This window comes from Bacillus sp. 22190, from assembly GCF_052045575.1.
Lineage (GTDB): Bacteria > Bacillota > Bacilli > Bacillales > Bacillaceae > Bacillus > Bacillus altitudinis.
Map to the genome: position 1 here is coordinate 135,119 of NZ_JBQEPF010000002.1, position 13,471 is coordinate 148,589.

A 13,471-nucleotide genomic window follows, 5' to 3' on the forward strand; every position below is an offset into this window, starting at 1 on the left:
CTATGTCCCATTTGACTAGGTATCGTGTATACATGAGTGGTATGATAGACGACAACATCTCATGAGAGAAAGGATAGGATAAACGATGAATTTTCACAATAAAACAGTCGTTATCACTGGCGCAGCAAATGGAATTGGTGAGTCGATCGCGTATGGCTATGCGAAAGAAGGGGCGCGTGTTGTGCTTGCGGATATTGACGAAGAGAAGGGCAAGCGCTTGGAAGATCAGCTGAAAAAGGAGTCCTTTGAGGCTTTTTTTAAAAAAACGGATGTGAAACAAGAGAAGGATATTCAAGACATCATGTCAGCTGCTGTGGCTCGTTATCAAACGATCGATATTCTCATCAATAATGCAGGGGTTATGTGTACAAAATCGCCTTATGAGCTAACGGTTGATGAGTTTGATCATGTGCTGCATACAAACCTACGAGGTGCTTTTTTATGTGCAAGGGAAGCGGCACGTTATATCAAAGAGAATCCAAACGGCGGTTCCATTGTGAATATTTCATCTACCCGTGCGACCATGTCAGAGCCTCATACAGAAGCGTATGCTGCATCAAAAGGCGGGATATCAGCACTTACTCATGCGCTGGCTGCTTCTTTTAGTCAGGATCACATAACAGTAAACAGCATTTCCCCTGGGTGGATTGAAACGAAGGATGAGAAAAATTTGCGAGAAATTGACCATCAGCAGCACCTTTCCAATCGAGTAGGAACGCCAAAGGATATTGTCAAAGCTTGTTTTTATTTAACAGATGAAGACAATCAATTTGTGACAGGAACCGATTTGGTTGTTGATGGCGGCATGACTAGAAAAATGATTTATGCGGATTAACATGAAAAAACATTGACGCCTTGACGGAGGCGCAGTACAATATAGAACAATTCAGCTGAAGATCGTGATGAAAAAAAGATAAAGCGCAAATAGAGAAGAGTATGTAATGGCTGCCTCACACAGAGAACTCCGTGAAGCTGAGAAGGAGCTGGGAAGCGTTACAGAACCAAGCCTCTTAGCTCTGCACCGGATTCATTGTGATGGTGATGCAGCGGCATTCTCCCGTTATAGAGAAGGGTTAGCGATAACCTGCTAAGGTTCATCTGGTAACAGGTGAATGAACTGAGGTGGCAACGCGGAGTCAATCCCGTCCTCAAGACAGAAATGTCTTGGGGGCGGGATTTTTTTATGACAAAAAGGAGGGCACCACGATGAAAAAACATTGGCGGGATATGAGCATGTTACTTGGAGCGATTGGTATTGCGAACATAGGAGAATGGATTTATATGATTGCTCTCCATCTGCTGATTTTTCAGGAAACGGGCTCCGTTCTTGCTGTAACAGCCGTCTATATGTTAAGACCTGTCTCGGCTCTTTTAACAAATAGCTGGTCTGGTAGCTTAATAGATAGACTGAATCAGCGGAATGTCATGATCAGTCTAGATCTATGCCGGGCCATTCTGATTGCTTGTTTACCCTTTGCCTTATTTTCAGGCCACTTATTGATCGTATATGTGATGCTATTTCTCATTCATATGGCACAAGCCATGTTTCATCCAGCTTCGATGGTCTATATGACAGCACTAATCCCGGCGGATAAACGAAAACGGTTTAATGCCATTCGATCTTTGCTTCAGTCTGGTGGATTTTTACTCGGACCCGCCGTAGCAGGGGTGCTTTTTCTCATTGGTACACCAGTCCTTTCAATTTATGTAAATGCAATCTGCCTTTTGATATCTGCTGTTTTGACGATGTGTTTACCGATTTTGTCAAAAGCAGCCGGGGCACAAAAAGGCTTTTCTCTCTCAGTATTAAAGGAAGATGCAAAACTTGTATTTCATTTCAGTCTCACATCCCGTCAAGTGATGGCCGTGTATTTATTATTTAGTGCCGCCATCACGGTGCTGCCGACTGCAATTGACTCACTTGAAGCAGCTTTTGCAAAGGAAGTGCTGATGTTGACCAATACCGAATATGGGTTTCTTGTCAGTGTAGCTGGGGCAGGGATTATCGCAGGGGCATGTCTCAATACGGTCATTGTCGAAAGGCTGCCTATTTCAGTGATGCTTGGTGCGGGTAGTTTGTTTGTGGCTTTTGGATACTTGATCTATGCTTTTTCAAGCACATTGACTGTCGCAGCAGCTGGCTTTTTTGTTCTAGCTTTCTTTTTAGCATTTGCAAACACCGGTTTTATGACTTTTTATCAAACGAATATCCCGGTAGAGGTTATGGGGAGAGTGGCAAGTTTTTATGCGTTATGTGAAGCTGTTCTGACGATGATGATGACAGGAATATGCGGCGCATTGGCGCATGTTTTATCGATACGTACTTCTGTCATAATTGGCTGCCTATGTATGCTTCTTATTTGTCTGTTGCTATGTTTTGTCATTTTTCGTCCATTGACTGTCAAAAAAATAGTGCATCTTACTTAGAAAATTAAAAAAATTATGTTATCATTATTTAAGTAAGTTAATTAAATTGATGAGAAAAGGAGTCTTACAAATGAAAGCACTACGCTGGCACGATCAAAAGGACATTCGACTAGAGGAAATTGATGAACCAACAGTTGCTCCAGGAAAAGTGAAACTGAAAGTAAAATGGTGCGGCATTTGCGGTAGTGATTTACATGAATATTTAGGCGGACCGATCTTTATTCCTGTGAATGAACCTCATCCACTTACAAAAGAAAAAGCACCCATTACACTGGGACACGAGTTCTCTGGTGAAGTTGTAGAAGTTGGAGAAGGCGTGAGTAATTACAAAGTAGGCGATCGAGTGGTTGTTGAACCTATTTTTGCAACTCACGGGCACCAAGGTGCTTACAACTTAGATGAAAACATGGGCTTCTTAGGACTTGCTGGTGGCGGTGGAGGATTCTCTGAATATGTATCTGTCGATGAAGAATTACTTCATTTGTTACCAGACGAAATTTCATATGAGCAAGGTGCACTTGTTGAACCTTCTGCAGTTGCTTTATATGCGGTTCGTTCTAGTAAAGTGCAAGCTGGGGATACAGCAGCTGTGTTTGGCTGTGGGCCAATCGGTTTACTTGTCATTGAAGCATTAAAAGCAGCTGGTGCTACTGACATTTATGCAGTGGAATTATCAAAAGAGCGCCAAGAAAAAGCAAAAGAACTTGGAGCGATCATTGTAGATCCTTCTCAGTATGAAGATGTTGTTCAAGAAATCGCACGCCGTACAAATGGTGGAGTCGATGTTTCTTTTGAAGTGACAGGTGTACCTGTTGTATTGAAGCAAGCAATCCAATCAACTAGAATTTCAGGTGAAACAGTCATTGTGAGCATTTGGGAAAAAGGCGCAGAAATTATGCCGAATGACATTGTCATTAAAGAACGTACAGTCAAAGGAATCATCGGCTACAGAGATGTTTTCCCATCTGTATTAAACTTAATGAGAAAAGGCTATTTCTCTGCAGATACACTCGTCACGAAAAAAATCAAGCTGGACGATGTGATCGAAGATGGCTTCCATGCATTAATCAATGAAAAAGATCAAGTGAAAATTTTAGTCAGTGCTGAATAAGTAGGACGATAAAGAGAATGGCAGATGCCGTTCTCTTTTTTTTTATAAGAGCATGCGATTTTCATAAAGAGGGGATCGGCTGAATAGTGATAAGTGCAAAGGTGTTTGTAAATAAAGGAGATGACATCATGTTTTATCACATTAAAGAACTGCAATATGAAGCAAAGCCCTCTAAGCCGGACCCTCTTTATGCGAAAAAATTACAAGAGGTATTAGGCGGTCAATATGGAGAAATCAGCGTGATGATGCAATATTTATTTCAAGGGTTTAACTGCCGAGCGGATCAAAAATATAAAGATTTGCTCCATGACATTGGAACGGAGGAAATCGGTCATGTCGAAATGCTGGCAACGATGATTGCTCGATTACTTGATAATGCCCCAGTTAAAGAACAAGAAGAAGCGTATCAAAGTGATCCAGCACTTGCAGCCGTCATGGGCGGAATGAATCCTCAACATGCAATTGTTGCAGGCTTAGGGGCAATGGCAGCAGATAGTCAAGGGTATCCGTGGAATGCAAAATATATCATTGCAAGTGGAAATTTAATGGCTGACTTCCGGGCAAATTTGAACGCGGAATCACAAGGCAGACTTCAGGTTACACGGCTTTATGAGATGACCGATGACCGCGGAGTGAAGGATATGCTCTCCTTTCTCATTGCTCGTGATACATATCATCAAAATATGTGGCTGGCTGCAATTAAGGAATTGGAAGAACGAGAAGGGGATGTCGTTGTTCCAACCACCTTCCCGCGCTCACTGGAAAAACAGCAAGTATCCTATGATTTGTTTAACTTCTCAAGAGGAGAAGAAAGCAAAGAAGGCAGATGGGCACATGGCCGAAGTATGGATGGAAAGGGAGAATTCAGATATATTTCTGCTCCTGTCGTGTTCGGCTCTGCGCCTAAACTCAAACCAGCACCGAAAGAACTATATAACACACCGAAAAAAGGAGAATAAAAAAGTCGATCAGGTTTTGTACCTGATCGACTTTTTTAACGTCCAAGAGATTTTCCGTACACGCTGACTCGTTTCTCTAACAAAGCAAAAGCGAGTTCAAAGAAAATACTAAGCATCCAATAGATCAAAGCAGAGACCAGATACGTTTCTAAAAATTTGTAGCCGTCATTTGCAATGATGCGAGAGATTCCCATGATTTCCAGTACACCAATTGTAAACGAAAGGGACGTGGCTTTTAACAGCTGAATGAGCTGATTCCCTAGGTTTGGCAGGGCAACCACAAACGCTTGCGGTAAAATAATGCGAATCATCGCCTGTCTGGTGGTCATGCCAACGATTTTCGCCGCTTCAAGCTGCCCTCTGTCTACTGCAAGGAGTGCGCTGCGGACCACTTCTGTTAAATGCGCGGCTGAATGCAGGCTGAAGGTGATAAGGGCAACGGTAAGCGGGGAGACCATATCCGGGTGAAAGGTCAACCCAAAAGTGCTATTCATTTTGGTCAGAACAAATGGAATGCCATAAAAGAAAGCAAACAACTGAACAATGAGAGGTGTTCCTCTAAAAAATGAGACATAGAGCGTGACCAGCTGGCGGAGCACAGGGATACGAAAGAGGCGAATGAAAGCAAAAACAGATCCAATCAAAAGGCTCACAGCCATAGAAACAAGTGCAATCAATAAGGTGAAGGGAACGCCTTTTAGAATATGTGGTATTTGGTCAATTGCAAATGATATATCAATGGTTTGCATCAAATCGCCTCCTTAGCGTGACAGGCTGGTGCGGCCTTTCACAAATTTTCTTTCCAGTAGCATCGTGATCAGTTCAATACTGATGCAAATCAGCCAATACACAATTGCAATGATGACGTACACTTCAAACATCCCTATCCCGTAGTTATTACCTAGGATGATTTTGACCTGTCCCATCATATCAATGAGTCCGATTGTAAATGCAATGGCGGTATCTTTCACGAGATCAATGGTGTAATTTCCAAGGTTCGGAAGTGCAATGAGAAAGGCTTGCGGAATAATGATCCTCATTAATGCCTGCGTATCTGTCATCCCAACAATGTAAGCTGCTTCAAGCTGATCTTTCCCAACAGAGGAATATGCACTGCGAAAGACTTCAGATAAATAAGCGCCCGTATGTAACGAGAATGTGATCATCACAAATAACACACGATCCCAATGATTGATTTGAATTCCGGTCATGAGTAAAAGCTGAGGCAGGCCAAAATAAATCAGAAATAACTGAACAATGAGCGGCGTACTTCGTGTAAATGACAAATAAATGACCGCCAATTGTTTCAGCACTGGAATTTGTTTGATTCGAATGCAAGCAAACAGCAATCCGATGATGATGGCAAAAAACAATGACACCACAATCATAAGAAATGTGAGTGGCAGGCGATCAACCACCTGTAAAAAGATTCTTAGCCAATCTCCAGCTGTAAACGTCATGGCGCTTCCTTCCTTTCTTCATATTGATAGCCTTGCTCTGATATATAGTCAATATCTTGAAAGAAATCAACGCCAAACCATTTCTTCGCAAGGTCAGGTAATGTTCCGTCTTCGATCATCTCTTGTGTCACTCGATCCAATTGTGATGCTAGTTTCTTTTGACTAGGCTGTAAGACAAGATAAATAGGTTCCTTTGAGACAATGCCGCCCACTTTGACTTTCAGGTGAAGATGTTTTTGAATCGTATCAAAGGTCGAAATATTCATAAAAGCCGCATCGGACCGTCCACTTTCGACTCGTTTTAAATTGAGTTCGTTTGAAGGGCTTTCAATGGTTGTGAGCGGAATTTTTCGATCATGTTCTTCATTATATTGATTTAATATGGAACGAAGGCCGCCGCTAGGACTGACGGGAGCGAGCTTTTTTGATGTCATATCGTCTAGAGATTGAATATCTTGCTCTGATTCATTCACAATTAAACCTGTCATCGAATAGCCGTATGGAACTTTAGGATAAAGAAAGCGTTTTTCACGTTCAGGATTACTAAAAAACCAATTAGCCGCCATTTCAAATTTCCCAGCGCCGATCCCAATTAAATTGGATTCTTCCTCGCCAAAGATATAATCAAAATGAATGTGTGGCAAACGTTTCTCGACTTCATTTAAATAATCGATGTTATAGCCAATCGGCTCGTTGCGGTCATTTGTGGCTAAAAAAGGCGGATTGACTTCTGCGCTTAGTGCGACTTTGACAATTTGTCTGCCATCATCTGTTGTTGTTTTCACACTGCTACAGCCAATGAGAGAGAGGAGAAACAGAAGGATACTAGCGGCAGTGAATAAAGTCTTGCGCTTCATCTGTCTTCCTCCAATCCTTGCCACATCCCGCGATGAATTCTTGATAAAAATTGTTTCGTCCGTTCATGCTGAGGCTTCATCAGGACGTCTTCTGGTGAGCCTTTTTCAACGATTTCCCCATCTGCCATAAAGATCACTGTATCCGCTACATCCTTTGCAAACGAGATTTCATGCGTCACAATGACCATCGTCATGCCTTGGCTCGCAATATCTTTCATCATTTCAAGGATTTCTCCGACCATCTCTGGGTCCAGTGCGGACGTTGGTTCATCAAACAAAAGCACCGCAGGATTCATGGCAAGAGCACGAGCAATCCCAATCCGCTGCTGTTGACCGCCGGATAATTCACTTGGAAACGCATCTTTTTTATGAAGCAGCCCAATTCGCGTTAACAATTGCTCTCCGATTTTTTCCGCCTCTTTTTTAGACATGTTTTGAGACACAATCAATCCTTCTGTGATGTTTTCAAGTGCTCGTTTATTTTGAAACAAGTGATAATGCTGAAACACCATAGACGATTGCTGTCTGAGTTTTAGAAGATCTTTTTTTCGATATTGTTCAAATTGAATCGTGGCTTCTCCAACTGTCAGCGTTCCTTTGTCTGGGATATCAAGGCTGTTTAAACTGCGGAGAAGGGTTGTTTTTCCTGATCCGCTCGGTCCAATAATGGCGACCACTTCACCTTCTTGTACGGTGAAATCAATTCCTTTTAACACATGAGTTGACCCATAGGATTTATGTAGATTAGTAGCAGAAATCATAAAAGCATCACGTTCCTTTGACATATGTACTTAATATTGATAAAATTTAACACATTAAATCCTATAAGTAAAGTGTGTTTTAATAATACCTATTGGATAAATCGGATATGATAGATTGCGAGAAACAGAGGAGTTGGATACGTTTTGTCTAAAGCATTATTTGTCGAATCAGATTTTCAAAAAAATTGGCTAGATCAACTAGAATCCCTTCGTGAAACGATCGAACAATCTGCAAAAGAACATGATGAGGGTGCCTATTTTCCTAAACAAAATATCGAATCATTAGTAAAACTGGGCTATACAACGTTGTCTCTGCCTGTTGAGTACGGGGGCGGGGGTCAATCTGTAAAGGATATGGTCCTTTTTCAAGAAACACTAGGAAGTATGGATGGAGCAACTGCCTTATCGATCGGCTGGCACCAAGGAGTTGTTGGTGAAATTTATGAAAAGAAACTATGGAATGAGAAGCAGCTGCAATTTTTTGCTGAAGAAATCAAGAATGGGGCTCTTGTGAACCGGGCCGTCAGTGAGGCGCAAACAGGGAGTCCGACAAGAGGGGGCAAACCTGGAACAACTGCAACGAGATCAGGAGATCAATGGGTGATCAGTGGCAGGAAAACATTCACAACGATGTCACCAGCGCTCACATACTTTCTCGTCGGTGTATGGATCGAAGAAAAAGAAGCGATGGGCTTCTTCTTAATTCACCGTGATACAAAAGGTGTTTCTATAGAAGAAACGTGGGATGTTGTTGGCATGAGAGGAACAGAGAGCCATGATTTAATTCTAGATCATGTGGAAGTTCCAGATGACATGTTGGTTGAAGTGCAAAAAGGACCCCGGGGCGGTACGTTAAACCCTTGGATCGCACATATTCCTTCCTGTTATTTAGGGATTGCACAAGCGGCAAGAGACTATGCTGTTCAGTATGCCATCACCCATTCACCGAACAGTATTAGCGGAACGATTAGCGAACTGCCAAATGTCCAAACACTGATTGGCGAAATTGATTTACTACTAAAGCAAGCACGCCATGTCATCTATTCAACGACAACATTGTATGAGCAGCCAGAGAAAAGAGAGCTGTTAATCAATGAATTCGGTGCTGTGAAGCATACAGTCGTTAATGATAGTCTGCAAGTGGTCGATAAAGCTATGCGTTTAGTCGGTGCAAAAAGCTTAAACCTTAGCTGCCCGCTTCAACGTTACTATCGAGACATTCGTGCTGGCCTTCATAACCCACCAATGGACGATATGACGATTTCGAAAATTGCAAAGCAAGCGATTGAAGAGAAAAAATTGAACGTACAATAAACAGAAAGCCGGATAAAACCGGCTTTTTTTATTGAAAAAGAGGACGAGCGGCTCTTATTTCTGATCAGTCAGCATGCTACAATCGATTGCAATCATGAGCAAAGAGGGTGATTGTTTGCAAAAAAAGAAGATGAAATGGCTGATTGCTGGCGCGATGCTTGCAGCACTTTGTATGAGCAAGCCTGCATCAAGTGAAGGAACATCTCCAAAATGGTCCGTCGATGAATTTATGAAAGATCGGGAAGGCACATTTGTGATTCAAGAAGTAAAAGAAAAATCACCATGGGTGTATAACAAAAGAAGAGCGAACAAGCGCTTTGCACCTCAATCAACGTTTAAAATAGCAAATGCCTTAATCGGACTTCAAACAGGTGCAGTTAAAGATGAATACGACATTAAATATTGGGACGGAGTAAAAAGAGAGATTGATAATTGGAATAAGGACCATACACTGGGCTCTGGCATGAGAGATTCAGTCGTCTGGTATTATCAAGCTATGGCACGTGACATCGGGGAAGAGCGCATGGGCCATTGGATAAAAGCCATTCATTATGGGAATCAAGACATATCTGGCGTAATCGATCAATTTTGGCTAAGCAGTACGTTGCGCATTTCTCCAGTAGAACAAGTCCATTTCCTAAAACAGTTATATGAAGAAAGTCTCCCATTTGACCTATCGGTTATGAGAACCGTCAAACGAATGATGATACAAGAAGAAGAGAAACACACCACGCTATACGGAAAAACAGGCTCCGGATCAGGAATCGGCTGGTACGCAGGCTTCATCAAACATGAAAACAAAACCTACATCTTCACCACAAATATAGAAGGCACCGGACTAGAAGCAAAAGAAATCACCTATCGTATTTTGAAAAAATATCATTTGGTAGAAGCATCCGTTTAGGGTGCTTTTTTATGTGTGAAAAAGGGGATATATAGATAAGTTGATGATATATGGATTAGTTTGAAAGTATGGTATATTTATAGAAATATATTGAAGTGAAATAGTAATCATTATCTTAACAACTATAGGCAATGCAAGAGGTGAAAAATTTGAAAAAAATTAAATTGAATACTTTGACCAAAGAATTTATCGCAGATATCGAAAAAGAAATAACAAAAATCGCTTTGAATATAGTGAATGAAAAACAAATAGATTTTAGAGATTTAGGGTTAACAATCAATGCTGCATTTGGACGATTCGGATATGGGAAGAAATTTAGCGGGAGAGAAGTTCATGTTTCAGATTGTTTTAAAGCAGGTTATCATTCATCCATATATTTTTCAGTAGATTATCTAAATGGCGAAGAGTTTCATGATGGTGATGAGGGAGATGAAGGTTATTGTATAGACCATCTGGATATCTGGGATTGTGTATCAAATAATCTGATCAGCAAAAAAGGATATTTAATTGCATTTGAAAATGAAGTGGATTTGCGAGGAATTATTATACAACTAGTTAATGAATTGTACAAAGAAGCAACAGAAATTCTTCAAATTCTAAGGAGCTAATATTTTAAACTAGCTATATTTAGAAGGGAAGAAAGGGCATTTTAATGGGAATGAGATAGAGCATTTACACCTAAGAAAGCAAGTTTTGAAAAAAGAGTGAGCAAACATTCACAATCTTATTAGGAGGCTTACAAGAAGTGCATTTGAAAAATATACAATTAATGTCAGATGACGATCATGGGAACTTAGCCAGCCAATCCCTTTGTATGACTGAAATGTTTTTATACGAATTAGAAAAGAAATTTCAAACGAAAGATTGTGAGGCTATTGTTTTGATATGTGGGCCTTTTAAAGACTACAAATTAATTAGTACTTCAAAAGATGAACCAGACATCTTATTTATAAAAAATACGTACGAGCTGGAAGTACCCTTCCGTTACAGTGAATTTGAAAATGCAACAAATAAGAAAAAGATCTTAGCAGATACTTTGGAAAAAGCGATACTCTATCTTTGTGAACTGAAGAATTGGGACAGTCAGCTAGTCAAAGCAACATTTAAGAAAATGAAGGAGAAGGAATATAAAGCGGAGATTAAAGGGAGAACAAAACTAAGTCCCGATAAAAAAAGAAAAGCTTACCCAGTTATCGAATTAGATTTAAAACAGTTTACTCTTTATCTTGTAGTTGAAGACAATAAAAGAAATATCTTAGATAAAAAATTAATTGCTGAAACCTATACTTACTTAGAAGAAATTTCTTATCATATGAGAGAGCTTAAATGGTTAACGGATCACGAAGTGACACTTTTCAAACGTGCAAATAAAACAGTTTATACAAGTATATATTTATCGTGATAAATCAAAATGAGAAAATAAAGAACCCAATATATAAGGAGGGTTTTCCAAATGGGCTTTTGGGAAGAAGAACATAAGAAAAAGAACATCATAATTGGTGATGATGGATTAGATATTTTTGAAGAAGCGATTGAACAATTTTATGAAATGACTGAGGAACATTTGAAGAGAAAGCCAACGATTGATGAGATGCTTTTGACAATTATGATGGCTTTAAACAATGGAGGTAGTCACTATTTTGATGATTTAAACGACAAAGAAGTAACGGATATTAAAATAACAACTAAAAAAGCAAAAACTTTAAGTAAAGTAGAACCAGGAGCTATTATTGAACTCCCGTTAGAAGAAATTGGAAAATTGAGCTATGCTTTAATCATTTCAGGTGAGGGAAAAAATCAATATGATGATATTTTAATCCAATACTATGATTTGTTTGTTGATGACAGAATAGAAAAAAGTGAGTTAAAACAATTGATAAAAAAAGAGAATGGACTATTTGTTGCAAGTACAGGATTGACAGGATTTTTAAGTGGTTCATGGAAAGTCATTACAAAAATAAAGCAAGATTTTATAAAAGAAGAGGATCTTCAAAATCTGAAATTCGTGGAATACCGAGATGGAAATTATTATGTAAGCAAGGGTAAAGAAGGTCACGATGCACCTGTTAGGTCCTTAGAGGTTGCTGATCCAAAAACCGCTAAAATGATATTTAACCCGATTGGTATGTATGGCGAATACATTATTAAAAGTATTCTTACTTTATATTTTAAAGGTATGTCAATGGAAGATATTATTAAATACGAAATATAGGCATCTATCATGAGGGTCAGCTGATAAAGATGATTTGTTTTAAAAGCCTTATGGAATAGTAGTATTTCAAAAAGTAAGCAATATAGCTTTCTATCGTTTAGCAAACAAACCTCCACTTTATCAGTAGGAGGTTTGTTTGCTTTAAAGATCATTTGAGTTTCTACAGTAATTGAGGTGAAAAAATTGAAGAAAGTTAAATTAAACACAATGACCAAAGAATCTATCGCAGATATCGAAAAAGAAATAACAAATATCGCACTGAATCTAGTGAAAGAAAAACAAGCAAAATTTAAAGATTTAGGTTTAACAATCAATGCTGAATTTGGAAGATTCGTATATGGAAAAAAATATAGAGGGAGAGAAATTCAAGTCTCAGATTGTTTTACAACAGGATATCATTCATCCATATATTTTCAGTAGAATATCTAAATGGTGAAGAGCTTCATGATGGTGAAGAAGGTGATCAAGGTTATTGTATAGACCATCTCGATATTTGGATTTGTGTATCGAATAATCTCGTGAGCAAAAAAGGAGATTTAATAGAATTTGAAAATGAAGCAGATTTGCGGGGAATGATTTTACCATTAATTGATGAACTTTATGAAGAAGCAACAGAAATTCTTCAATTTCTAAGCAGCTAGGATTTTTTCAACCGGTCTAAAAAGAAGAGAAATGGTGCTTCAATGGGAACAAGATAAAGTAGAGCATTTGCAGTAAAGAAAGCAAAGGAATAATATAAGCAAACATTCAAGGCTAAGGTGATTAAAATTTTATTAGGAGGCTTATAAGCAGTGCATTTGAAAAATATACAATTAATGTCAGATGACGATCGTGGAATTTTAGCTAGTCAATCTCTTTGTATGACTGAAATGTTTTTATACGAATTAGAAAAGAAATTTCAAACGAAAGATTGTGAGGCTATTGTTTTGATATGTGGATCTTTTAAAGACTACAAATTAATTAGTACCTCAAAAGAAGAACCTAACATGTTATTTTTAAAAAATACGTATGAGCTAGAAGTACCCTTTTGTTACAGTGAATTTGAACATGCAATAAATAAGAAAAAGATCTTAGCTGACACTTTGGAAAAAGCGATGCTCTATCTGTGTGAACTGAAAAATTGGGAAAGTCAGCAAGTCAAAGCGGCATTTCAAAAAATGAAAGAAAAGGAATATAAAGAAAATTAAGTCCTGATAAAACAAAGAAAGCATATCCTCTGATTGAATTAGATTTAAAGCAGTTTACTCTTTATCTTGTAGTTGAAGACAATAAAAGAAATATCTTAAATAAAAAATTAATTGCTAAAACCGATATCTATTTAGAAGACATTTCGTATCACATGAGAGAGCTAAAGTGGCTAACTGATCATGAAGTGGCACTTTTCAAACGTGCAAATAAAACAGTTTATACAAGTATACATTTATCGTGATAAATCAAAATGAGAAAATAAAGAACCCAATATATAA

Annotated in this window: 15 protein-coding genes; 11 read left to right on the forward strand and 4 right to left on the reverse strand. The window is 38.9% G+C overall.

The features are described 5' to 3' along the window. Positions 1–85: 85 nt before the first annotated feature. The 4 genes from ACTJKA_RS03495 to ACTJKA_RS03510 all read left to right on the forward strand — a co-directional run bounded on the left by ACTJKA_RS03495 (position 86) and on the right by ACTJKA_RS03510 (position 4,497). The gene (locus ACTJKA_RS03495; RefSeq protein ID WP_007501410.1) at positions 86–835 is read left to right on the forward strand and encodes a glucose 1-dehydrogenase; all 750 of its coding nucleotides are present in this window, start codon (positions 86–88) and stop codon (positions 833–835) included. Between the two features lie 371 nt (positions 836–1,206). Further along, entirely contained in the window at positions 1,207–2,427 is a 1,221-nt protein-coding gene (locus ACTJKA_RS03500; RefSeq protein ID WP_076822306.1) for an MFS transporter, read from the forward strand. Between the two features lie 70 nt (positions 2,428–2,497). Then, complete coding sequence (locus ACTJKA_RS03505; RefSeq protein ID WP_017358082.1) at positions 2,498–3,538, forward strand: 2,3-butanediol dehydrogenase; 1,041 nt, start codon at positions 2,498–2,500, stop codon at positions 3,536–3,538. A 128-nt stretch (positions 3,539–3,666) separates the two neighbouring features. Beyond that, positions 3,667–4,497 carry a manganese catalase family protein gene (locus ACTJKA_RS03510; RefSeq protein WP_007501404.1) on the forward strand — a complete coding sequence of 277 codons (831 nt, stop codon included), beginning with the start codon at positions 3,667–3,669 and terminating at the stop codon, positions 4,495–4,497. A 35-nt stretch (positions 4,498–4,532) separates the two neighbouring features. Here the strand turns inward: ACTJKA_RS03510 and ACTJKA_RS03515 are convergent, their stop codons facing one another. From ACTJKA_RS03515 to ACTJKA_RS03530, 4 genes are read right to left on the reverse strand one after another with little or no spacing between them, the layout of a single operon-like run. Beyond that, positions 4,533–5,246: an amino acid ABC transporter permease gene (locus tag ACTJKA_RS03515; RefSeq protein WP_008342619.1), complete on the reverse strand. Its 714-nt coding sequence runs from the start codon at positions 5,244–5,246 to the stop codon at positions 4,533–4,535. A gap of 12 nt (positions 5,247–5,258) precedes the next feature. Further along, positions 5,259–5,957, reverse strand: a complete 699-nt coding sequence (locus ACTJKA_RS03520) for an amino acid ABC transporter permease (RefSeq protein WP_440607626.1) — start codon at positions 5,955–5,957, stop codon at positions 5,259–5,261. Continuing rightward, entirely contained in the window at positions 5,954–6,814 is an 861-nt protein-coding gene (locus tag ACTJKA_RS03525; RefSeq protein ID WP_025207687.1) for an amino acid ABC transporter substrate-binding protein, read from the reverse strand. The genes ACTJKA_RS03520 and ACTJKA_RS03525 overlap by 4 nt, the downstream gene beginning before the upstream one ends. Continuing rightward, entirely contained in the window at positions 6,811–7,575 is a 765-nt protein-coding gene (locus ACTJKA_RS03530; protein WP_024718348.1) for an amino acid ABC transporter ATP-binding protein, read from the reverse strand. Before ACTJKA_RS03530 ends, ACTJKA_RS03525 begins: the two co-directional genes overlap by 4 nt. 144 nt (positions 7,576–7,719) lie before the next feature. Here ACTJKA_RS03530 and ACTJKA_RS03535 point away from each other — a divergent pair, with 144 nt between their 5' ends. The 7 genes from ACTJKA_RS03535 (at position 7,720) to ACTJKA_RS03565 (ending at position 13,192) form a co-directional block, all read left to right on the forward strand. Continuing rightward, positions 7,720–8,889 carry an acyl-CoA dehydrogenase family protein gene (locus tag ACTJKA_RS03535; RefSeq protein ID WP_076822302.1) on the forward strand — a complete coding sequence of 390 codons (1,170 nt, stop codon included), beginning with the start codon at positions 7,720–7,722 and terminating at the stop codon, positions 8,887–8,889. Positions 8,890–9,004: 115 nt separating this feature from the next. Further along, positions 9,005–9,793: a BPU family class D beta-lactamase gene (gene blaBPU, locus ACTJKA_RS03540; protein ID WP_336750314.1), complete on the forward strand. Its 789-nt coding sequence runs from the start codon at positions 9,005–9,007 to the stop codon at positions 9,791–9,793. 140 nt (positions 9,794–9,933) lie between these two features. Next, positions 9,934–10,401, forward strand: coding sequence for a hypothetical protein (locus ACTJKA_RS03545; protein ID WP_225310441.1), 468 nt, complete (start codon positions 9,934–9,936; stop codon positions 10,399–10,401). A 137-nt stretch (positions 10,402–10,538) separates the two neighbouring features. Further along, positions 10,539–11,195, forward strand: coding sequence for a hypothetical protein (locus tag ACTJKA_RS03550; protein ID WP_035390924.1), 657 nt, complete (start codon positions 10,539–10,541; stop codon positions 11,193–11,195). Between the two features lie 51 nt (positions 11,196–11,246). Beyond that, a complete protein-coding gene (locus ACTJKA_RS03555) occupies positions 11,247–12,005 on the forward strand; it encodes a hypothetical protein (RefSeq protein WP_076822295.1) in 759 nt (252 codons plus the stop codon). A 183-nt stretch (positions 12,006–12,188) separates the two neighbouring features. Beyond that, positions 12,189–12,425, forward strand: coding sequence for a hypothetical protein (locus ACTJKA_RS03560; protein ID WP_235633542.1), 237 nt, complete (start codon positions 12,189–12,191; stop codon positions 12,423–12,425). A 371-nt stretch (positions 12,426–12,796) separates the two neighbouring features. Next, positions 12,797–13,192, forward strand: a complete 396-nt coding sequence (locus ACTJKA_RS03565) for a hypothetical protein (RefSeq protein WP_235633541.1) — start codon at positions 12,797–12,799, stop codon at positions 13,190–13,192. The last annotated feature ends 279 nt before the right edge of the window (positions 13,193–13,471 follow it).